Below are 19,946 nucleotides of genomic sequence, written 5' to 3' on the forward strand. Positions count from 1 at the left end.
CCCTACCCCACCACCACCCGAACCCATTCCTCAACAGGCTCTGCAGCCGGGTAGTCGTACCAAAAGTCGGCAGCCGGCTCGTCTGGACGCCCGCCGCCAACCACCCGGCCAAAGTGACGGCAAACCAACGCGGCAACCCGACGCCGAACCCGGACGGCGCAACCCGACGCGCAGCGCACGGAACGTCCTCCAATCCCGGCCAGACCTCACCCGTCCCCCTGATAGCTGCCGCCTTTGGTCGGTTCGGGCCGGGTCAAGGGCGCGAACGCGTCGGCGCAGCCGATTCCCAACCCTTGACGCGGCTCGAACCGACCTGACAATTCGAAAGACTCCGGGGGACGGGTGCCCACCAGCTCCCCCACCACGGGGGACCAACCCCCTCCACCTCGGCGTGTCGTCCCAACCTATGATCAGTTGTCTCACTCAGTGGGACATGGGATAGCAAGGGTGTACTGGCTTCCGTACTCTCAATGCGTGGCTTACACGACGTGGTTGACGAAGCGCAGGGCAGTGGACAACTGCCGCATGCGCTCGTCCCTGTGTCGTATGCCCTGACCAGGCGGCGTCCCGAGCGCTCCGGAACCGGTCGCTGAGCACGGTTCCCAGTACGTCGCCTCCCGCCCGTTCACGGTGGCGGAACAGCTCGAAACCCTCTCCACCGGGGAGTCGCATGTCCAGTCAGCCGGCTGACCAGCAGGCACAGGTCGATCCACGCGGTCTGCGGTTCGCCGCGGCCGTGACGACCGTGGTGCTGGCGCTGACCCTCGTCCTGAACAACCCCTGGCCGCTCGCGATCCAGGCCGCCGTCTTCGCGATCGCCGTCGCGTTCGGCGTCCAGGCCTCGCCGTACGGCCTGATCTTCAAACGCCTGGTCCGGCCCCGGCTCGGCCCGCCGAAGGAACTGGAGTCCGCGGTACCGCCGCGGTTCGCCCAGCTCGTCGGTCTGGTCTTCGCCTTGGCCGGCCTGGCGGGCTATTTGAGCGGTGCCGTCACTGGCACCGTACTCGGCGTCGTCGCCACCGGTTTCGCCCTCGTCGCCGCGTTCGTGAACGCGGCGGTCGGGCTGTGCCTCGGCTGTGAGGCATACCTGCTGATCCAGAGGATCCGCGCGCCGCATTCCACCCACGCAACCACCACCTGAGGAGTAGTACATGAGCAGGGAATCAGCGCTCGTCTCGGCCGACTGGGTCGAGGAGCACAAGGCCGACCCGAACGTCGTCCTGATCGAGGTCGACGAGGACGTCTCGGCGTACGACGCCGGGCACATCGCCGGCGCCATCAAGCTGGACTGGAAGGACGACCTCCAGGACCCGGTCCGCCGCGACTTCGTGAACCAGGACCAGTTCGAGGCACTGCTCTCCGAGCGTGGCGTGAGCAACGACGACACCGTCGTGCTCTACGGCGGTAACAACAACTGGTTCGCGGCCTACGCCTACTGGTACTTCAAGCTCTACGGGCACGGGGACGTCCGCCTGCTCGACGGCGGCCGCAAGCGCTGGGAGCTGGACAGCCGCGAGCTGACCGACGAGACGGTCAAGCGCGAGCCGACCCAGTACAAGGCCCAGGAGCCGGACCTCAACATCCGCGCCTTCCGCGACGAGGTGCTCGACGCGATCAACGTGAAGAACCTGGTCGACGTGCGCAGCCCCGACGAGTACGCCGGCCGGCTGCTCGCCCCGGCCCACCTGCCGCAGGAGCAGGCCCAGCGTGCGGGTCACATCCCGACCGCGGTCAGCATCCCGTGGAGCAAGGCGGCCAACGACGACGGCACCTTCCGCGCCGACGACGAGCTGAAGGCGCTGTACGCCGACGCGGGCGTCGACTTCGGCAAGGACACGATCGCGTACTGCCGCATCGGTGAGCGCTCGGCGCACACCTGGTTCGTGCTGCACGAGATCCTGGGCCAGGAGAACGTCAAGAACTACGACGGCTCCTGGACCGAGTGGGGCTCGCTGGTCGGCGTACCGGTAGCCCTCGGCGACGAGCCCGGGCAGGCCTGACATGTGCGGAGCAACCAAGGGCGGCCTGTCCCTCAAGGGCGTAGACGTTGACAAGGAAGCCGTGATCCAGGGCCAGGTCCTGCGCGGCGACGAGCCGGTCGGTGGCGCGTACGTGCGCCTGCTGGACAGCACTGGCGAGTTCACCGCCGAGGTCCCGACCTCGGCCACCGGGCACTTCCGCTTCTTCGCGGCACCGGGCAGCTGGACGCTGCGCACGCTGGCGCCCAAGGCCGAGCCGGTCGACCGCCAGGTGGTCGCCCAGTACGGCGAGGTGGCGGAGGTCTCCGTCGCCGTCTGACCTAGTTCGAAGCGTTGGGCCCGGACCGCTTTGGTCCGGGCCCTTCGTCGTTCGGAGTCCGTCGGTCCTGGAGCGCGGGCTTGTCCACGTGGAAGCAGACGTCGTCGAGACGGCCGGGCCACGTTGATCCACGCGCCGTACGCGAAATCGAGCGTGCCCGGATTGAGCGACGCCTCGGCGGGAGTGGCGATCATCGCCTTCGGGCAGCCTGTGCCGGTACACAGCGCCGGGAACCGCACGGCCTGGCCGGTTCCGTCGCGGCCGGAAGTACTCGTCTCATTCCGGGTCCCCCGCTGGATGGAAACGCGCGCGGGCGGAACGTAACAACCTTCGCCGTCAACCACATCGGCTCGCTGTGAGGTTGCATCAACGGGCAAAGGCCGAAGTCCGAAAGCGCTTGCTGGCAAGGCGACTCGCCGATGTGATGCAGGCGGGAAGGTTACGCGCAAGACCTGGTTTCTCACAGGATGAGGTCGAATGTCACGGTTAGGTCTCGGTGTGCATCGGTCTCGTTACCTACGGCAACCCCGCGAGTTGTCCCTTCTGTCCTGACCCGAACGCGGGTCGAGTCATTACTCAGGGAGGAGGGGTCAATGCGACCCCGCATCGGATACAAGAAGCTGGTCGCCGCCGGCGCAGTTGCCGTCGTTGGCGTAGCTTCGACGATCGCCTTGACGTCGGGTTCCGCTACCGCCGCGCAGACGTTCGGTTACGCAGGATTCGCGCACGGCACCTACATCTACACGGGTCTCGCGAACAGCGGCCCGCAGGTCTCGTCGCAGCTCGCGTGCACCAGCAAGGTCGGCCTTCGTTCCACGAACGACCTCGCGACCGCGAACGTTAACCGTCAGGCGATCGCGCGCACCGTGAAGACCGAAACGATCACGGTGAACGACAAGCGGGGCAACGGTAACCTCAGCAAGGCGACCGCTGTCGACGTGAAGCTGGGCAACCTGCTCACGCTGAAGGGCGTCGAGAACTGGTCGACGGCCGTCAACAAGAACGGCAAGTTCGAGGCGACCGCCGGCACCAAGATCGTTTCGATCAAGATCGGCAACCTGGTTGTGCCGAAGCTGATCGACGCCAGCCCGAACACCAAGGTTGCGGTTCCGGGCCTCGGCTTCATCGTGCTGAACTACCAGAAGCTGTCGACGACGTCGACCAGCGCTGTCGCGAACTCCGCGGCCGTTCTGATCCACTCGACGATCAAGAACAACTTCATCCCGAAGGGCGCGACGGTCGCCGTTCTGCTCACCAAGGCCGAGGTCGGTGGCCCGGTCAGTGGTGTGCTGCGCGCGAAGGGCTTCGGCACCGAGGTTCGCGTTGGCGACCTGGTGAAGTCGAGCCCGACCTCGCTGCAGACGATGTGCATCAACACCGGCGGCAAGGCTGTGACGCAGGGCGTCGCCGAGGTTCACATCCCGAACTTGATCTACGTCGGCGCGGTGACCACCACCAAGCGTGGCACCACCACCGCTGACAGCGCCGTCGCGGAGATGTCCGCCAAGACGGGCCGCGTCACCATCGGCAGCGGCAAGAACAAGATCGTCGTCGAGGCTGTCACCTCCTGGGCCAAGGCCAGCAAGACCGTTGGCACCAACACCCAGCTGAGCGGTGGCTCGAAGGTTCTGTCGATCCGCGTTGGTGACAAGGTCATCCCGGTTCCGCAGGGCGTCAACAAGACGGTCAACGTGCTGGACATCGCTTCGCTGACCTTCAACAAGGTCGAGAAGCGCGGCAGCGTCATCGCCGTCACGGCCCTCGAGGTCCGCGTCAAGGCGCTGAACACCGTCGTGAAGATCGCCTACTCCGAGGCCGGCGTCATCGGCTGATAGCCCGCTGACTCGAACCTCACCGGTTCAGCAGGGTTGTAGGTAGCAGTACCGAAACACCACCGGACCCTCCGGTCCCGGATCCTCGTGATCCCGGGACCGGAGGGTCCGGTCTCGCGTTGCGCCGTTGGTTATCGCCTTCGGCCGTGTTGCGAGTGATTTCAGCTGTCGAGGATCAGCGTGACCGGGCCATCGTTGACCAGGGCAACTTCCATGTGAGCGCCGAAGCGGCCGCGCGCCACCTCCGCGCCGAGGGCCTTCAGCGCATCGCAGAACGCGTCGTACAGCGGTTCGGAGACGGGCCCCGGTGCGGCGTCGGACCAGGACGGCCGACGGCCCTTGCGCGTATCGGCGTACAAGGTGAACTGGCTGATCGCCAGGATCGGGGCCCGCTCGTCGGCGCATGAACGTTCTCCGGCCAGGATCCGCAAGGTCCAGATCTTCGCGGCGAGCGAGGCCGCGATCTCCGGGGTGTCGCCGTGAGTCACCCCGAGCAGAACGACGAGGCCGGACCGGTCGATCGCGCCGACCACCTCGCCCTCGACCGTGACCGATGCCTGGCTCACTCGCTGTATGACTGCTCTCATGCCACCAGTCTGCCGTGAGACAGATCGTCCGGTGATCGGGCAGTTTAGCCGTGAAATATCCCGTTTCAGCTGCCCATCTGGCACGATTCGTCCTATGACGACGCTGATCACCGTGGCGCCCACCGGCGCCGAGACGGCCAAGGCCGACTGCCCGGCGCTGCCGACCACGCTGGACGAGCTGGTGGAGACCGCCAAGCGCTGCGAGGCGGCCGGGGCGGCGATGATCCACATCCACATCCGCGACGCCGAGCACCGGCCGACACTGGACCTGGCCCGGCTGACCGAGACCGTGGTGGCAGTCCGGGAGAACAGCTCGCTGATCGTGCAGCTGTCCACCGGCGGTGCCGTCACCGATCCGCTGGAGCACCGCCTTCGCGTGCTCGACGCCGCGCCGGACTCGTGCTCGCTGACCATGGGCACGGTGAACTTCGGCGAGGACGTGTTCATGAACCCGTGGCCGTTCGTGACCGAGCTCTACCGGCTCACCCAAGAGCGCGAGATCGTGCCGGAGTTCGAGCTGTTCGACCTCGGCCACGTCGCGGCGTTGAACCGCCTGCTGGACAAATTCGGCCTGCCGTACGGCGGCAAGGTGCACTGCGACCTCGTGATGGGCGTACCCGGCGGCATGCCCGGTACGACACAGGCCTTGGTTGCCGCGGTCAACGGCCTGCCGGCCGCGGTCACCTCGTGGTCCGCGACGGGCGTCGGCCGAACCACCCTGCCCGTGGCACTCGCGGCCTTGTCCCTGGGCGGCCACCTCCGCGTCGGCATGGAGGACACTCTCACGCTGGCCAAGGGCCAACCCGTCACCCACAACGCCGAGCTGGTCGAACGCGCCGCCAAACTCGCCACCCTCGCCCAGCGCCCGCCGATGACCCCGGACGAGGCCCGGTCCCTGCTCAACACTCGCGCGGCCTAACTACTGCCCGTCCGGGCGTGGACCCCGGCGCCGGCGGTGCAAACGGTAGGCGATCACCGCACTCAGGGCGATAGTCGCTTCTAGCAAAAACCAGTCGCGGACGTAGTCGCGCGGCAGCACCGTCGGGTTCGCGCCCTTGCCCTGGCGAAGTAGCAGGGCAATGGCGATCAGGCTGGTGAGACCGCCATAAAGCAAGCCCGTACGGACAAAGCCGAGTGCCGCCGACCCGCCAAGCCTCCGGTTGAGCACCCAGCCCACTAGGAACACGACGGGAACGATCACCAGATCGTCCACCAGTACGGCGCCGCCGAGCCACACCGGCAGCCACACCAGCGCGGCCGGCTCAAGCCCCACCACCAACAGCCACACGCCGTACACCCCGCCAAGCAACCCAGCCCCAACCAAAATCCCCCGAACCACCCCAAGCCCACCAGGGCGGGACGCGAAGTGCGGGCCACTGCCTTCTTCCTGACGGTCGGACGCGAAATGCGAGCCACTGCCTACTTTCCGACGGTCGGACGCGGAATGCGAGCCTTGTCCCTCCTTCCCGCGGCGGGATGCGGCATCGACTTTCCGACGGTCGGACGCGAAATGCGGGTTGCGCGGGTGGTTGGTCACAGGAGCTCCAAGCGGTGGACCCACTTTGTTTGCAGTACGCCGGGCCGGTTCGGCGCGATGATCCGGGCGGGAAATCCGTGATCCAGGTCAAGGTTTTCGCCGTTCACTCGCAGCGCGAGCAGGGTGAGGGGATCGGCGGCGAATTGCGGCGGGAGTTCGCTGGTGCCGTAGAAGCCGTCGCGTTCGAGCGAGACCACCCGCACCCGGGCCGTATCGCCCGCGCCGCATAGCCGCAGCAAATCCCGCACGCGAATGCCTTCCCAGCGTGCGCTCTGGCTCCACCCTTCAACACAAGCGATCGGAAGGTCCGCGCGGCTCTGCGGAAGAGCCCGGAGCTGTTCGAGGCTGAACGTCAGCTCGCGTGGTCCCACGACAGTCAGCCGCCATTCGTCCGATAGTGCCTGGGCGACGACTCCGGCGTCCGAGGCAGTCCGGTTGACCGGTAGGCCTTGCGGGCCGACGCCCGGCCGGCGTGGCGCGAGTACGGCGATTGGCGCGAGGGCCGGTACGGATTGACCGGCGGCGGTGATTGCCACCAGCGCTCCGGCGCCCGCCACCGTCCGGAACAGTGTTCGCCGGCTCATTCCACCAGTTGCCTCAGGCAAGGATGCGGACTCCGATGAAGGCAACGGCCGGGTCCAGTGGGCGAGGATCAGCGGCAGCTTGACCGCGAGGTGGATCAGCAGTGCGCCGACGATGACCCACGCCAAGGCGTAGTGCGTTTCGCGGAATGGGAAGGGCCACGGATACCACTGCAGCGTATTGAGAAACCCGATGAACACCTCGAGTGCCAGGGCGGCGACGAGTATGGCGATGGAGAGGCGTTCGAGGAGTTCCGCGAAGGCCCTACGGCTTGGTGGCCAAGGCAGTTTGGCGAACAGTTTCGGGTAGACGGTCCACAATTTCGCGAGCAGCAGTGGCACGGATACCAAGCCGGACAGGACGTGCAGCCCTTGCGTTACGCGATAGAGGGACGCCGGGCGACTTGGAATCGTCAACCAGGCGGGCGTTTCCTGCTGCCAGTGGCTCAGCAGTCCGGTGAGGAAGCAGATCAGCACCGCGATGCCGAGCCACCGGCCGAGAACCGTAGCCACGCGCGGGTGATGCAGTGGCGAGCGGAACGAATCCTCACTCGGGAGAGCCGGCAACTTCATGCTCTCCATCACAACTCACGCAGGCCCGCTGCGGACCACCCTCGCGCTTACTGCTCGCGAACGTCCCTCCAGTCGCGCGAGCGGCTCGGACGAATCCCGGCGCTTGAAGAGCCGACAGACCAGCCCAGGCCGTGGGGGGCCGGTCTTTGCGCCGGACCAGGCGCGGCAGAACGGCGGTCACGTGTCGCCTCGCCGTACGACTCAGGCCGCACGGTTGTCCACAGGTTCCTGCAACGGAGCCACGAATGCGCCTGGAACGTCCTAGGCTGAGGGTTCGCTGGTTGAGACGGTGGAGGAGTTCGGTGAAGACGCAGGACCGGTCGCTGGATGACGACGATCGCGCGATGGCGGATCTGGCCGATGTGCCGGACTGGACCCGGGTCTGGGGTCCGGAGGCGCTGGGTCGTGCGGGTGTTGTCGCGCTGGCCCAGCGGGTTTCGGCTGCCACCGGGTGGTTGCCCTGGCCGATCGACGACTCGACCGAGGTGGATCCGGCCCAGAGTTCGTGGGGCCTGATGACCCGGCGCGAAACGCTCATGCAGGTTTATCCCGGCGCGGTGTTACCGGAGAGTCCGCGCAGCGGCTGGTCGGCGTACCAGATCAGCGCGGCGGAGGTCCCGCTCGCTGAGCAAGGCCTCGACCACTACTGGCCGCGCCATCTCGAATTGGCCCGCCGCCATTGGGGCCCACCGGCGTACGTCGGAATGCTCGGCCAGCCGAACTATCCGGGTGGTCCCGGTCAGGTGGCCGACGGACGACGGCACCTCGCGGTCTGGTTGCGGCGCGGCGCCGAGTTCCACCTGTATGCCCTGCAGCCGGAGGCCACTTCGCCGACGCGGGCGGTCAGTATCAACTACTCCGTCTACGCCGCCGAGGTGACGTCATGAGTGCCGAGCAGGAGATCTTCAACGAGTTCAAAGCTTTCGGCCGCGGCATGGGGCAGCTCGTCAAGGCGCTGCACCAGCGGAGCCAGGCCCGGCAGCGAGCCGCTGCGCGCGACGCGCACCTGCGGGCGATCATCGAGCACATCGTGCGGGAGCAACTGCGCGACGGGCGGCGCGGTGACCCCGATCTGGACCGCACGATCGACCGGCACAACCCGCCCGGGCCCGGGCATGACCGGCAGTTCGGCGATCACGCCCGCGACGGCCTCGGCCGCGACGGTGCCGACGGCCCACAGGGTCCCCAGGGCCCGGAGGCGGATCGCGACCGGGAGCGGGAGGAGCGCGACCGCGACGAACAGCGCGAGGACCGCGATGAGCAGCGGGAAGACCGGGACGAAGATCGCGACGAACAACGTGACGAGGACCGCGACGACCGGAACGAAGATCGCGATGAAGAGCGGGATGAGGACCGCGACGAGGACCGGGACGATCGCGGCGAGGACCAGAACCAGGACCAGAACCGCGATCAGAACCGCGATCAGAACCAGGACGAGGAGCGCGGGCAGGACAGCGACAACCAGAACGGCGACCGGAACAGTCCCGAGGTCGATCCCGAACTCGACCCGCAGCAGGACCTCGACCCCGGCCGGGACCCCGAGCACGATCGCGAGAAGGCCAAGGAGCGGGAGCGCGATCGCGAGCGGGACGACGTCGCGCCGAACGCGGTAGACCCGGTCCTGGCGGCAGGCGCGGCAGGGGCGGCGGCGGGTGCCGCGGCGCTTGCGGAGGACGAGCTGGACAAGCAGGACCGCGGCCAGGACGAATCCCCCCAGGAGAGTTCCGGTCCCGAGGCCGAGGCGCCCACGCAGGCCGAGCGCGACATCGTGGCCGGGCCGGAGGCGGGACCGAACGCCGGGCCCGACGCGGAAGCCGCCGAGGAACTACGCGACGCCAAGGCCGAAGAGGTCCACAGCGACCAGCAGCCTTCGGGGCCTGACCTGGAGACCGACGGCAACGAGCCGGAGACCACGGAAGAGGCGCGCTCCGAGGCGGACGAGACGATCGACCGTACGGAAGAGAACGAGCGGGACGAGCGCGAAACCGGCCCCGAGGCCGAGCGCGAGACCGAGCAGGAGACCGAGCGCGAGCGGGATGAGCAGCAGACCGAGCGCGAGACCGGTCCGAACGCGGAGACCGACGCGGAAAAGCAGACCGACAACCGTCAGCCCGACGTGTCCGAGAACCAGCAGAACCAGCCCGGTCAGCAGAATCCCGGGCAGCAGGTGCCGACCCAGCAAGCCACCACCCAGCAGGCCGGACCGCAGCAGACCGCAACCCAGCAGAACCCCTCGCAGCAAAACCCCTCGCAGCAAAACCCCTCGCAGCAGAACCCGAACCAGCAGCACCCGAACCAGCAGCACCCGAGCCGGCAGACCACCAGCCAGCAGACCGCAAACCAGCAGAACCCGAATCAGCAGGGCCCCGGCGGTGCCAATCAGGCCGGGCGGCAGGGGCAGCAGGATCAGCAAGGTCAGCAGGCGTCGACTCAGCAGGCGCAGCCCGCGCGCTCAGCCGAGATGAACAGGATGCACGAGATGGGCGTTGGCGGGGTCGCCCCGGCGGCGGGCGCCGCTCAGCGTCCTTCGGCGGCTCCAGCGGCTCAGTCCCACGCCGGGGCCACCGCGGGCGCCCACCACCAGCGCGCTCAGCAGACCGCCAAGCAGCAACAAGCCGGCAAGGAGGTCTGACCCGCGCGTCGCAAGGGCGCAGGCTAATAGACGATGGCCTGCGCGTCGGGAGCCAGGATCTCCTCGGTGAACGCGGGTGCGCCCGCGATCCGTACGCCGTCGAGCAGGTCGGCCCCGGTGAGATCCCGGCGCTTGGCGCACTGCGTGCAAACGGTGAGAGTCCCGGCCGCAAGCACCGCGGCGAGGAGGTCCTGCAGCGGAGCCGCGTGCGGCAGGTCGAACGATTCCGCCCGCCCCGGTACGGCGAACCAGACGGCCTCACCCGTGAGCCACAGCGAGACGGGTGCTCCGGCGGCGATGGCGGCGGCGGCGACGGTGAAGGCCTGGTTGGTCCGCTCCGCCTCGTCCGAACCGGCTGTCAGTTTGATCACCAGGGTGCGCGACATCACCACAGCGTAGTTCCGGGCCGCGCGGCGCCATCCCCTAGACTGGCCTCGTGCTGCATGTCGTATTCACCTCGCTGCTGGTCCTGGTCACCCTGTTCATGGGGTGGTTCTCGGCCTTCGTCGTCTACCGCCTGTATCGCGGCCGGTCCTGATCGGCGGATTGATGGCCTTCGAGATCCCGCAGGACCTGCACCCCGACCTGATGCCGCTTGCCTGGCTGCTCGGCCGGTGGGAGGGCCGCGGGCATGGGGACTACCCGACCATCGAGAAGTTCGAGTTCGGGCAGCAGATCGACTTCAGCCACAACGGCAAGCCCTATCTGCACTACGTCAGCCAGACCTACGTGGTCGGCGAGGACGGTAAGAAGGAGCGCGCGCTCGCGGTCGAGACCGGTTTCTGGCGGCCGAAGCCCGACGGCAAGCTTGAGGTCGTGCTGGCGCATCCGACCGGCTTCGCCGAGATCTGGTACGGCGAGATCGACAACGCCAAGATCGAGATGCGCACCGATGTGGTCGCCCGGACGACCACCGCCAAAGAGGTCAGCGCCGGCCACCGGCTGTACGGCCTGGTCAAGGGCGAACTGATGTGGGCCTACGACATGGCTGCCGAAGGCCAGCCGTTGCAGCCGCACCTCTGGGCCACCCTGATCCGCGCCTGACCTCCAGCCGCGTTCGACCCAGCAGCTCAGCCGCCGACCCCAGCAGCTCACCGGTAGCAGCAGCTCACCGACCCAGCCGTCAGCCTGAGCTTGCGCCAGCCGCCGCGGTCAGCTCTCCGAAACCCAGGAGTACTCCACCTTCGGCCGTCCACTGCGGCCCTCGTAGCGCTGCGTGCGCAAGGCCTGCCCCTGGTCCGCCAGGTGTTCCAAGTAGCGCCGAGCGGTAATACGCGACGTACCCAGCTCACCCGCGATCTCCTCGGCAGTCCAGCCTTCGCGGTCTCCAAGCAGCCGCACCACCCGTTCCAGCACAGACCCGGCTAGCCCCTTCGGAACGCTCGAGTCCTCCGGACGCACCACCGGCCGGAACAGGCGGTCCACCTCGTCCTGGTCGGCCACAGTCCGTCCAGCCGTGGCAGAACGCCGTTGCCGGGCGTAGGCGGTCAACCGGTCGCGGAGCGTTTCGAAAGCGAAGGGCTTCAGGACGTACTGCACGACGCCGATCCGCGCCGCGGCTTGTACGGATGCCACCTCGCGTGCGGACGTCACCGCCACCACATCCGTACCAAGGCCCGCCGCTCGCATTCGCCGTACGACGTCGAGGCCGTGGCCGTCGGGCAGGTTCATGTCGAGGAGAACCAGGTCGATCTGGCCCTGCGCGAGAGTTTGAATCGCCCGGGCGGCCGTACCGACGATGCCGACGCAGGTGAAACCGGGCAGCCGGTCGACGTACGTGCGATGGGCCTCGGCGGCGATCGGATCGTCCTCGACCACGAGTACGCGCAAGTCCTCGTCAGGCATCGCGCACCGCCCTCGGCAGCCGGACCCGAACGGTCAAAGCGGGCAGATCGTCGATCTCCGAGTCCGGGTCGACCATTAGTTGCCCTTGCCAACGTTCGACCGTACTGCGAACCAGGGCAAGGCCCAGACCGTGACCCGGCTCGGCCTTCGTACTCCAGCCCCGGTCGAACATCCGGGCTAGATCGGTCGCACCCAGTTCCGCGCCGGTGTTCGTGACGGCCAGATCGACGTAGTCGTGGGTGGTTCGCGCGACCAGCTCCACCCGACGAGGTGCCGTGCCGCCACGGGCTGCCTCGACCGCGTTGTCGAGCAGGTTGCCGACCACGGTCACCACGTCCTGGGCCGGCAGTCGTACGTCGAGCGGCTCCGAACCGAGGTCCAGCCCGAGCAGTACGCCGCGTTCCTGCGCCTGGGCGAGTTTGGCCAGCAGCAGGGAGGCCAGCACCGGATCGCCCACTGTGCCGACCACTCGATCGGTCATCGCCTGGGCCAGCTGCAGCTCGGAGACGGCGAACTCGCGGGCCCGGTCCGGCTGGCCGATCTCGATCAGGCTGACCACGGTGTGCAACCGGTTCGAGGCCTCGTGGTTTTGCGCCTGCAGGGATTCGGCCAGGCTGCGCACGGCATCCAGCTCGCCCAGGAGCCGCTGGAGCTGGGTGTGGTCGCGCAACGTGACGATCCGGCCGCCGTCGGCCGACTGGGCCGGGAGTTGGTTGACCACGAGTACGCCGTTCGCGCCCAGGTGCAGTTCGTCGTACGCCGTGCGGCCTCCGGTGAGCAGGTCCGCCAGGGTGCTCGGCAGACCCAGCTCGGCGACGCTGGATCCAGGCGGTACGTCGTGCAGACGCAGCAGCCGGCGAGCCTCGTCGTTCACCAGCTGGACCCGGCCGTCGCCGTCGAGCAGCAACAGCCCTTCGCGAGCGGCATGCAGCACACCTTGGTAGAAGTCGAGCATCCACGCCAGGGTCTGCGTACCCAGGCCGCGAGTGGCGCGGCGCACCCGCCACGAGACCAGCGCGTTGCCCGCGATCGAGATACCGAGCATCAGGCAGGCGAGGCCGAGCAGCGACCGCAGTTCGGGCCGGACCAGCTCCCACCAGCCGGGCGCGGCAACACCGTTCACCGCGGCGGCTCGATCGGCCTGGCCCTTCGCGAGCACTACCGAGGTGCTGCAGACCACCAGGATCAGGAGCGTGACGGTCCACGCCTGGAGCCAGAGCACCTGGCGTCGCAGCTCACTCGGGCGGCGCATCACGTAAGTCATTGTGCCGCTCGGGCGGCGGAGTGGTGCCCACCACGGTTCCGGCGCGAACGATATGAACGAAATCTGCACTTCGCCTGTGCGTCACGTCACAGTTACCAAAGCATGTCCCCAGGCCGCCTGCCCGCGCCGCCCCCGAGGAGAGTTCATATGTCCAGTACCACCGCCCCACGACCGACACCGGTCCGCAACGACCGGACGCACTTCCTCTACATCGCTGTCATCGTCGCCGTGATTCTCGGTATCGGCATCGGACTGTTGTTCCGCGACTTCGCGGTCGAGCTGAAGCCGCTCGGCACCGGTTTCGTCAACCTGATCAAGATGATGATCAGCCCGATCATCTTCTGCACGCTGGTGCTCGGCATCGGCTCGGTGCGCAAGGCAGCCAGCGTCGGCAAGGTCGGTGGCCTTGCGCTGGCGTACTTCCTGACCATGTCGACCGTTGCCCTCGGCATCGGTCTGGTGGTCGGCAACCTGGTGAAGCCGGGCAGCGGACTGGACCTGACCCCGGAAGCGGCCAAGGCCGGTCGTAGCGAGGCGACCGGTTCCGAGAGCACGACCGAGTTCCTGCTGCACATCATTCCGAAGACGATCGTGTCGTCGCTGACCGAAGGCTCGGTGCTGCAGACCGTCTTCGTCGCCTTGCTGGTCGGCTTCGCCCTGCAGGCCCTCGGCACCGCCGGTGATCCGATCATTCGCGGCATCACGCACATCCAGCGGCTGGTCTTCAAGATCCTGTCGATGATCATGTGGGTCGCCCCGGTCGGTGCGTTCGGCGCGATCGCGGCCGTGGTCGGAGCCACCGGTACCGACGCGCTGGTCAGCCTGGCCAAGATCATGATCGCCTTCTACGCGACCTGCCTGATCTTCGTGGTGGTGGTGCTCGGGGCCATCCTCCGCGCGGTCACCGGGCTGAACATCTTCCAGCTGCTGAAGTACCTCGGCCGGGAGTTCCTGCTGATCGTCTCGACCTCGTCGTCGGAGACCGCGCTGCCGCGCCTGATCGGCAAGATGGAACACCTCGGCGTCGACAAGGGCGTGGTCGGTATCACCGTGCCGACCGGCTACTCGTTCAACCTGGACGGTACGGCGATCTACCTGACGATGGCCTCGCTGTTCATCGCCGAGGCGATGGGCCAGCCGTTCTCGCTCGGTCAGCAGGTGTCACTGCTCGTGTTCATGATCGTGGCCTCCAAGGGTGCCGCCGGTGTCACCGGCGCGGGCCTGGCCACGTTGGCCGGCGGTCTGCAGTCGCACCGCCCGGACCTGGTCGACGGTGTCGGCCTGATCGTCGGGATCGACCGGTTCATGTCCGAGGCGCGGGCGCTGACCAACTTCGCCGGTAACGCCGTCGCGACCGTGCTGGTCGGTCACTGGGTCGGCTTGTTCGACAAGGACCAGGCCCTGCAGGTGTTCGCCGGGGAGGACCCGTTCGACGAAGCGGCCTTCGCGGCCGGTGACACCCACGCGGGCGACGTACCGGAGCAGCAGCCCAAGGCATCCGTAGACGTGTCGTAACGGAAGTAAAACGGCGTGGGTGGCGACAGGCGGCATGTCGCCACCCTTTCGCCTTCTAGAATGCTTTGGTGTTTCTAACCCCTCGGCTCGTTCCGGCAGGCTGCTGCTGATGGACTCGAGCAACCACTGGTACGGACATGCGCACATCCTGTCGGCCTACTGCGGGTTTGATCCCGCGAAGCCGCCACGGATCGCCGGCGTGCTCCAGCACGGCTGGAACGTGCTGCACGGCTTCGGGCCGGGTCATGAGCCGCCACTGGGCTTCGTGAAGTTCGTGTGGTCGGACGTCGCCAGGCGTCGGGGCCATGCGATCGGCTGGCGTGACTTCTCCGTCATCGGATCGCCCTGGGCCTACCTCCTGCAACAGGAGACCGAGCAGCCCACCAAGCGCGAGGGCACCATCTTCTACCCGTTCCATACCTGGGAGCAGGGCAGTGTCGAGGGCGACCACAAGGAGCTGATTGCGGCCATCCGGGCCACGGAGACCGGCCCGGTGACGATCTGCCTGTACTGGATCGAGTACGACATGGCGGACGTTCGCGGCGCCTACGAGGACGCGGGCTTCCGGGTCATCTGCCACGGCCAGCGCGGCACGCTCTGGCAGGGCACCAATACGCGTTTCCTGCACGGCCAGCTGGCCGAGCTGCGCAAGCACGAGCGAGTCGCCTCGAACCGGCTGTCGACCGCACTGTTCTACGGTGCCTCGGTCGGCTGTGAGGTCGGCATCTACGGCCCGGCCATGGACTTCGTCGAGGACCGGGGCGGCTTCGACGCCAAGGACTACGTGCAGCGGTTGTTCCCGGACCTGCACAAGCCGTTCGTCGACCGTGACCTGATGACCGCGCTGACGCGCGAGGAGCTGGGGCTCGACAACATCCTGAGCCCGGCCGAGCTGACTTTCGAACTGGGGTGGAGTACTCGATGAGTGACCAAGACGTTCCGGCTTCCGTGCAGCTGATCGGTGGCGAGCTGCCGACCTGGTCGGACTTCGACTCGCCCTGGCCGGTTCCGCAGCCCGGTGCGCAGTTCCCCGTCGTCGCCGAGGCTCTGCTGGGGCGCAGCCGCATCCTGCTGGCCGGCCCGCACGGGCCCGAGCTGGTCGGTGCGGTGCTCTCCACCGGCGTGGAGGTCACCTGCCTGGTTCGGTCCATCCCGGACGCCATCACCCTTGCCGAGCGGTTCGACGGCCAGAAGGTCTCTGTGGCCTGCGGAAGCCTCGAGCGGTTCAAGGACGGCCAGTTCGACGCTGTAGTCGCCCTAGACGACGTACGGCGCCTCTACTCACCCGAAGGCCCTGAGCCGACTTTCGCCAACGGTACGGCGGACCTGCGGAGGTTGTTGGCCACGGACGGCGTACTGGTTCTGGCCGTTGAGAACGAGCTAGGCGCCCACCGGCTCTCGGCGAAGACCCAGCCGGAGACGGACCACTCGACGCCTGCGTGGGATCGGCCCTCCTCTGCGGACGAGACCCGTCCGCAGAGCGCGAACGAGCTAATGGCGTTCGTTGGTGCTCCCGCCGCCTGGCCGCTCTACCCGACCTTGTCCGCGCCCACGGTGGCTTGGGGCCCTGCGGCGGCTACCGTCGACCGGAACGCCTACGCCGGCGTACTCGCGGCACTGTCGGCCCGGGCCGCAGAGGTGCTCGAGCACCGTCCGATGGCCCGCGATCCGTACTTGCTGCTGAGGCGGATCTGGCGCGCCGGGCGGTTCGAGGAACTGGCAAGCGGCTGGCTCGTCGTAGCCGGTGCAACCGCGCCGATCGTTCCGCCGCACGACCTGATCGCTCACGTGGCCGGTGTCGCCGAGCCGATCTGGTGCATCGACGGCGTCCCGCGGTACGGCGGGGGACAGCCCTTGCCGTCCGGCGCGCTCGTCTCGGACCTGCTTCTGCAGGCGGTTGTCGCCCCGGACCAGCAGCGCCTGCGCGCCGAGATCGCGTCGTACGCCGCCTGGCTGGGCACGCTCGCCGCGCCGGGTCATGCCCGCGCGGACCAGGTTGTACGGACCCCGGACGGCGCGTATGCGTTCCTGGCGCTCGCACCTGGGCACGGGCATGCGTACACCGCTGACGAACAACTCGTCGCGAGTGTCGCCGTACTGGTGGATCAGGCCGAGCGGCACGGGTATCGCCGTACCTGGCCGTCATACCTGACCGCGCCCGAGGCGGTGGCCTGGGTGGCCGCGATGCGCGGTGCGCCGGTGGACCAGGCGGTGCTCGACCGGTTGACCGCCGGGCTGGTTGCCACGCCCGCGGAGGCCGGCGCCCGTCAGCACGAGGAGTCGAACGCGTCCCGCGCCCGCTGGTTCGAGAACAAGCTGGCCACGGCGGAGAAGCAGCTCGAACCGTTGCGCAAGGAGATCGCCAAGCTCAAGGGCGAGGTGGCCACCGCCAAGGCGCAGAAGGCCAAGGTCGAGAAGGACCTGAAGGCGCTGCGGAACTCGCGCACGGTACGGATCGGCCGGGTCGTCGGCGCTCCGATGCGCAAAGTCCGCAAGGCGCTGCGCGGCAAGTAGCCGCTTTCGGTCCGCAGGTCCGGGCCGGGTTCGGCACCGGCCTACTATTGGTGACATGTCCAGCTATCGCAGTCCCCTGCTCGATCTGCCCGGCGCGGTTCAGGCCGACGGCCTCGACGCGGGAGTGGCGGCGCATTACGGATCCGACCTGCGGGAGCAGCGCGCGCTGGCGGCGGGTTCGGGATTCGTGGACCTCTCGCACCGAGACGTGCTGACCGTCGCCGGGCCGGACCGCCTCACCTGGTTGCACGCGATCACCACTCAGTACTTCGAGGGCCTCAAGCCGGGTACGTCGACGACCGCGCTGGTGCTGTCGCCGACAGGCCGGGTCGAGCACGCGATGTACGGCGTGGACGACAGCGAGACCTTCTGGTTGCACACCGAGCCCGGTGCCGGCGCGGCCCTGATGACGTGGCTCAACTCGATGGTCTTCATGTCTCGCGTCGTGATCACCGATGTCACCGCGGAGTACGCGATCGTCTGGCGACCGGGCAATGCCGTCGCCGGTGGACCGGTGACCCGCGCCGCGGCCGATTCGCTTGGTGGGCACGAGGTCTTCCTGCCGCGTGCGGAACTAGCCGGCCAGGAAGGACCCGCGGCAGGCGTCTGGGCGTACGAGGCGCTCCGGATCGAAGCGGGCGCTCCACGGCTCGGCCTCGACACCGACGACAAGTCCATTCCGAACGAGCTCGGCTGGCTCAACGTGGCCGTTCATCTGGAGAAGGGCTGCTACCGCGGCCAGGAGACCGTGGCCCGGGTGCACAACCTCGGCCGGCCGCCGCGTCGGCTGGTTCGGTTGCACCTCGACGGTTCGGTGGACCACCTTCCCGTGCATGGCAATGCCGTTCAGCTGGACGGGAAGACCGTCGGGTTCATCGGATCGGCCGCGCGGCACCACGAGTTCGGGCCGATCGCGCTCGCGCTGGTGAAGCGTTCCACGGCCACGGACGCCGTACTCCAGGTCGTTGCGGAGGACCAGCCGACGGTGATGGCGACCCAGGAGGCCCTCGTTGATCCCGAGGTCGGCCTGCACGTCCGCGCTCGCCTCTGAGCACGCTCGGCCTGGCTGGTCGCGCGCGTTTCTAGGCGGTTGTGAGCTGAACCACTGACCACGGTGGTCTGAGATGTAAGGCGATCACCTATCGTTTGCTCGTGACCGAACCTGTGATCGTGGCCGAGATCGTCCGCAACGACTTCGTTGAGGGCCATCACTACGGCTCTGTGGTGGTGACCGCCCCGGACGGAACCGTCGAGTGGTCCGTGGGCGTGGTGGACCGGCCGATGTTCCCCCGGTCGTCGAACAAGCCGATGCAGGCGCTTGGCATGCTCCGGCTCGGGCTCCAGCTCGAAGGGCGCCTGCTCGCCCTGGCCGGCGCGTCCCACTCGGGTGAGCAGATCCACCTGGACGGTGTCCGCGAGATCCTCGCGAGCGTGGACCTGAACGAGTCGGCGCTGCAGACCCCGCCGGCGTACCCGGTCGACGATGAGACCCGCGACGAGTGGGTTCGCGCCGGCGGCGTGAAGGACCCGATCACGATGAACTGCTCGGGCAAGCATGCCGCGATGCTGGCGACCGCCGCCACGAACGGCTGGGACCTCACGACGTACCGGGACGCTGATCACCCGGTCCAGCAGGGGATTCGTACCGCGATCGAGGACAGCGCCGGCGAGAAGGTCGCCGCCGTCGCGATCGACGGTTGTGGCGCGCCTTTGCTCGCGATCAGCCTGGCCGGGCTGGCGCGCTCGTTCGGCCTGTTCGCCGCGGCCGCGCCCGACAGTCACGAAGGCCGGATCGCCGACGCCTTCCGGGCCTTTCCCGAGTACGCGAGCGGAACCCGGCGCGACGAGGCTGAGCTGATGCGCGCCGTACCGGGCCTGTTCTGCAAGGTCGGCGCCGAGGCGGTGTACGCCGTGGGCCTGCCCGATGGCCGGGGGATCGCGCTGAAGATCGACGACGGTGGCGTCCGCGCGCGCAAGGTGGTGATGGCCGCCACGCTGCAGCGCCTCGGCATCAGCAACCCGGTGATCGAGTCCCAGCTGCGCGAGCCTTTGCTGGGTGGCGGTAAGCCGGTGGGTTCCGTGCACGCTGTCGGCAGTGTGAGGGGCTGACGTTTTCCCCTTATTTCGTTGCGGTTTCAGCTAGTCGCAGGCTGAGGTGACTCAGTTCACGGCGGGTTTGCTTGCAATTGCAAGCAGCTTGCAAGCATGATGGGGCTATGGCCTCGTTGGGTGATCGTGTTGTCGGGTCGGTGGGGGAGTACCTCGCTGAGCAGCGTCGGCACGCGCAACTGACCCTGCGTCAGTTGTCCGACTTGGCCGGGGTTTCGAACCCGTACCTGAGCCAGATCGAGCGCGGCCTGCGCAAGCCGTCGGCCGACGTACTGCAGCAGCTCGCGAAGGCGCTGCGGATCTCCGCGGAAACGCTGTACGTCCGGGCCGGCATTCTCGACCCGGACGACGACACCGACCCGGCCACCCGCCGGATCGACGTGGTCGAGTCCGTACTGCTCGACCCGGCGCTGAACGAGCGCCAGAAGCGGGTCCTGCTCGATGTATATGCCTCCTTCGTCCGTGAGAACGAAGCCGGCGAGACACCCGCACCCGCTGCAAAGCCAACGCCGGCCACCAAGCCGGCGGCCGCTGCCAAGCCTGAGGCCGCTGGGAAGCCGGCGGCCGGTAAGAAGCCGGCGGCTCGCAAGGCCGCTGCCAAAACGCCTCGTCAAACCGTCGCGGCACCGAAGACCGGCCGAACCTCACCCCGCGTCTAA

General features: G+C 68.0%; 20 protein-coding genes. 14 read left to right on the top strand and 6 right to left on the bottom strand.

From position 1 onward, the window contains the following. Positions 1-670 precede the first annotated feature (670 nt). The 4 genes from ACFFGN_RS05430 to ACFFGN_RS05445 all read left to right on the top strand — a co-directional run bounded on the left by ACFFGN_RS05430 (position 671) and on the right by ACFFGN_RS05445 (position 4,130). Positions 671-1,141 carry a DUF4395 domain-containing protein gene (locus ACFFGN_RS05430; RefSeq protein ID WP_380044199.1) on the top strand — a complete coding sequence of 157 codons (471 nt, stop codon included), beginning with the start codon at positions 671-673 and terminating at the stop codon, positions 1,139-1,141. A 10-nt stretch (positions 1,142-1,151) separates the two neighbouring features. Next, positions 1,152-2,000 (top strand): sulfurtransferase, encoded by an 849-nt coding sequence (locus tag ACFFGN_RS05435; RefSeq protein WP_380044200.1) that lies wholly within the window; start codon positions 1,152-1,154, stop codon positions 1,998-2,000. A 1-nt stretch (position 2,001) separates the two neighbouring features. Continuing rightward, the gene (locus ACFFGN_RS05440) at positions 2,002-2,298 is read left to right on the top strand and encodes a DUF1416 domain-containing protein (RefSeq protein WP_380044201.1); all 297 of its coding nucleotides are present in this window, start codon (positions 2,002-2,004) and stop codon (positions 2,296-2,298) included. A gap of 593 nt (positions 2,299-2,891) precedes the next feature. Further along, a complete protein-coding gene (locus ACFFGN_RS05445; RefSeq protein ID WP_380044202.1) occupies positions 2,892-4,130 on the top strand; it encodes a choice-of-anchor P domain-containing protein in 1,239 nt (412 codons plus the stop codon). A gap of 161 nt (positions 4,131-4,291) precedes the next feature. Here ACFFGN_RS05445 and dtd read toward each other — a convergent pair whose 3' ends face one another. After that, entirely contained in the window at positions 4,292-4,717 is a 426-nt protein-coding gene (gene dtd / locus ACFFGN_RS05450) for a D-aminoacyl-tRNA deacylase (RefSeq protein WP_380044203.1), read from the bottom strand. A gap of 94 nt (positions 4,718-4,811) precedes the next feature. Between dtd and ACFFGN_RS05455 the strand changes: the two genes are divergently transcribed. Next, positions 4,812-5,636: a beta-keto acid cleavage family enzyme gene (locus tag ACFFGN_RS05455; RefSeq protein ID WP_380044204.1), complete on the top strand. Its 825-nt coding sequence runs from the start codon at positions 4,812-4,814 to the stop codon at positions 5,634-5,636. Here the strand turns inward: ACFFGN_RS05455 and ACFFGN_RS05460 are convergent, their stop codons facing one another. Further along, positions 5,637-6,005 carry a hypothetical protein gene (locus tag ACFFGN_RS05460; RefSeq protein ID WP_380044205.1) on the bottom strand — a complete coding sequence of 123 codons (369 nt, stop codon included), beginning with the start codon at positions 6,003-6,005 and terminating at the stop codon, positions 5,637-5,639. Positions 6,006-6,250: 245 nt separating this feature from the next. Further along, the gene (locus tag ACFFGN_RS05465) at positions 6,251-7,348 is read right to left on the bottom strand and encodes a molybdopterin-dependent oxidoreductase (RefSeq protein WP_380044206.1); all 1,098 of its coding nucleotides are present in this window, start codon (positions 7,346-7,348) and stop codon (positions 6,251-6,253) included. Positions 7,349-7,710: 362 nt separating this feature from the next. On the opposite strand from ACFFGN_RS05465, the gene ACFFGN_RS05470 reads away from it, so the two are divergent. Next, entirely contained in the window at positions 7,711-8,295 is a 585-nt protein-coding gene (locus ACFFGN_RS05470; protein WP_380044207.1) for a hypothetical protein, read from the top strand. Beyond that, positions 8,292-10,040, top strand: coding sequence for a hypothetical protein (locus ACFFGN_RS05475; RefSeq protein WP_380044208.1), 1,749 nt, complete (start codon positions 8,292-8,294; stop codon positions 10,038-10,040). Before ACFFGN_RS05470 ends, ACFFGN_RS05475 begins: the two co-directional genes overlap by 4 nt. Positions 10,041-10,063: 23 nt before the next feature. Here ACFFGN_RS05475 and ACFFGN_RS05480 read toward each other — a convergent pair whose 3' ends face one another. After that, entirely contained in the window at positions 10,064-10,426 is a 363-nt protein-coding gene (locus ACFFGN_RS05480; protein WP_380044209.1) for a DsrE family protein, read from the bottom strand. 163 nt (positions 10,427-10,589) lie between these two features. Here ACFFGN_RS05480 and ACFFGN_RS05485 point away from each other — a divergent pair, with 163 nt between their 5' ends. After that, on the top strand, positions 10,590-11,084 hold the full coding sequence (locus tag ACFFGN_RS05485; protein WP_380044210.1) for a heme-binding beta-barrel domain-containing protein: 495 nt from the start codon (positions 10,590-10,592) through the stop codon (positions 11,082-11,084). A 108-nt stretch (positions 11,085-11,192) separates the two neighbouring features. Here ACFFGN_RS05485 and ACFFGN_RS05490 read toward each other — a convergent pair whose 3' ends face one another. Both ACFFGN_RS05490 and ACFFGN_RS05495 read right to left on the bottom strand, forming a co-directional pair. Continuing rightward, positions 11,193-11,885: a response regulator gene (locus ACFFGN_RS05490; protein ID WP_380044211.1), complete on the bottom strand. Its 693-nt coding sequence runs from the start codon at positions 11,883-11,885 to the stop codon at positions 11,193-11,195. Further along, positions 11,878-13,137 (bottom strand): sensor histidine kinase, encoded by a 1,260-nt coding sequence (locus tag ACFFGN_RS05495; protein WP_380044546.1) that lies wholly within the window; start codon positions 13,135-13,137, stop codon positions 11,878-11,880. Before ACFFGN_RS05495 ends, ACFFGN_RS05490 begins: the two co-directional genes overlap by 8 nt. A 159-nt stretch (positions 13,138-13,296) precedes the next feature. Between ACFFGN_RS05495 and ACFFGN_RS05500 the strand changes: the two genes are divergently transcribed. From ACFFGN_RS05500 to ACFFGN_RS05525, 6 genes are all read left to right on the top strand, one after another. Beyond that, positions 13,297-14,664, top strand: coding sequence for a cation:dicarboxylate symporter family transporter (locus tag ACFFGN_RS05500; RefSeq protein WP_380044212.1), 1,368 nt, complete (start codon positions 13,297-13,299; stop codon positions 14,662-14,664). A gap of 109 nt (positions 14,665-14,773) precedes the next feature. Beyond that, on the top strand, positions 14,774-15,589 hold the full coding sequence (locus ACFFGN_RS05505) for a hypothetical protein (RefSeq protein ID WP_380044213.1): 816 nt from the start codon (positions 14,774-14,776) through the stop codon (positions 15,587-15,589). Next, positions 15,586-17,178: a hypothetical protein gene (locus tag ACFFGN_RS05510; protein ID WP_380044214.1), complete on the top strand. Its 1,593-nt coding sequence runs from the start codon at positions 15,586-15,588 to the stop codon at positions 17,176-17,178. The genes ACFFGN_RS05505 and ACFFGN_RS05510 overlap by 4 nt, the downstream gene beginning before the upstream one ends. Before the next feature lie 55 nt (positions 17,179-17,233). Beyond that, positions 17,234-18,229 (top strand): CAF17-like 4Fe-4S cluster assembly/insertion protein YgfZ, encoded by a 996-nt coding sequence (ygfZ, locus tag ACFFGN_RS05515; RefSeq protein WP_380044215.1) that lies wholly within the window; start codon positions 17,234-17,236, stop codon positions 18,227-18,229. A 101-nt stretch (positions 18,230-18,330) separates the two neighbouring features. Further along, entirely contained in the window at positions 18,331-19,287 is a 957-nt protein-coding gene (locus ACFFGN_RS05520) for an asparaginase (protein WP_380044216.1), read from the top strand. Between the two features lie 107 nt (positions 19,288-19,394). Then, complete coding sequence (locus ACFFGN_RS05525) at positions 19,395-19,946, top strand: helix-turn-helix domain-containing protein (protein WP_380044217.1); 552 nt, start codon at positions 19,395-19,397, stop codon at positions 19,944-19,946.

This window comes from Kribbella deserti (assembly GCF_042434725.1).
In the GTDB taxonomy this organism is placed as follows: Bacteria; Actinomycetota; Actinomycetes; order Propionibacteriales; family Kribbellaceae; genus Kribbella; species Kribbella deserti.

Bases quoted from the DNA above. Each gene is read 5' to 3' on its own strand.
- ACFFGN_RS05445 (WP_380044202.1), top strand. From the start codon at position 2,892: ATGCGACCCCGCATCGGATACAAGAAGCTGGTCGCCGCCGGCGCAGTT.
- ACFFGN_RS05430 (WP_380044199.1), top strand. From the start codon at position 671: ATGTCCAGTCAGCCGGCTGACCAGCAGGCACAGGTCGATCCACGCGGT.
- ACFFGN_RS05480 (WP_380044209.1), bottom strand. From the start codon at position 10,426: ATGTCGCGCACCCTGGTGATCAAACTGACAGCCGGTTCGGACGAGGCG.
- ACFFGN_RS05435 (WP_380044200.1), top strand. From the start codon at position 1,152: ATGAGCAGGGAATCAGCGCTCGTCTCGGCCGACTGGGTCGAGGAGCAC.
- ACFFGN_RS05440 (WP_380044201.1), top strand. From the start codon at position 2,002: ATGTGCGGAGCAACCAAGGGCGGCCTGTCCCTCAAGGGCGTAGACGTT.
- ACFFGN_RS05510 (WP_380044214.1), top strand. From the start codon at position 15,586: ATGAGTGACCAAGACGTTCCGGCTTCCGTGCAGCTGATCGGTGGCGAG.
- ACFFGN_RS05475 (WP_380044208.1), top strand. From the start codon at position 8,292: ATGAGTGCCGAGCAGGAGATCTTCAACGAGTTCAAAGCTTTCGGCCGC.
- ACFFGN_RS05505 (WP_380044213.1), top strand. From the start codon at position 14,774: ATGGACTCGAGCAACCACTGGTACGGACATGCGCACATCCTGTCGGCC.
- ACFFGN_RS05500 (WP_380044212.1), top strand. From the start codon at position 13,297: ATGTCCAGTACCACCGCCCCACGACCGACACCGGTCCGCAACGACCGG.
- ACFFGN_RS05525 (WP_380044217.1), top strand. From the start codon at position 19,395: ATGGCCTCGTTGGGTGATCGTGTTGTCGGGTCGGTGGGGGAGTACCTC.
- dtd (WP_380044203.1), bottom strand. From the start codon at position 4,717: ATGAGAGCAGTCATACAGCGAGTGAGCCAGGCATCGGTCACGGTCGAG.
- ygfZ (WP_380044215.1), top strand. From the start codon at position 17,234: ATGTCCAGCTATCGCAGTCCCCTGCTCGATCTGCCCGGCGCGGTTCAG.
- ACFFGN_RS05490 (WP_380044211.1), bottom strand. From the start codon at position 11,885: ATGCCTGACGAGGACTTGCGCGTACTCGTGGTCGAGGACGATCCGATC.
- ACFFGN_RS05485 (WP_380044210.1), top strand. From the start codon at position 10,590: ATGGCCTTCGAGATCCCGCAGGACCTGCACCCCGACCTGATGCCGCTT.
- ACFFGN_RS05455 (WP_380044204.1), top strand. From the start codon at position 4,812: ATGACGACGCTGATCACCGTGGCGCCCACCGGCGCCGAGACGGCCAAG.
- ACFFGN_RS05495 (WP_380044546.1), bottom strand. From the start codon at position 13,137: ATGCGCCGCCCGAGTGAGCTGCGACGCCAGGTGCTCTGGCTCCAGGCG.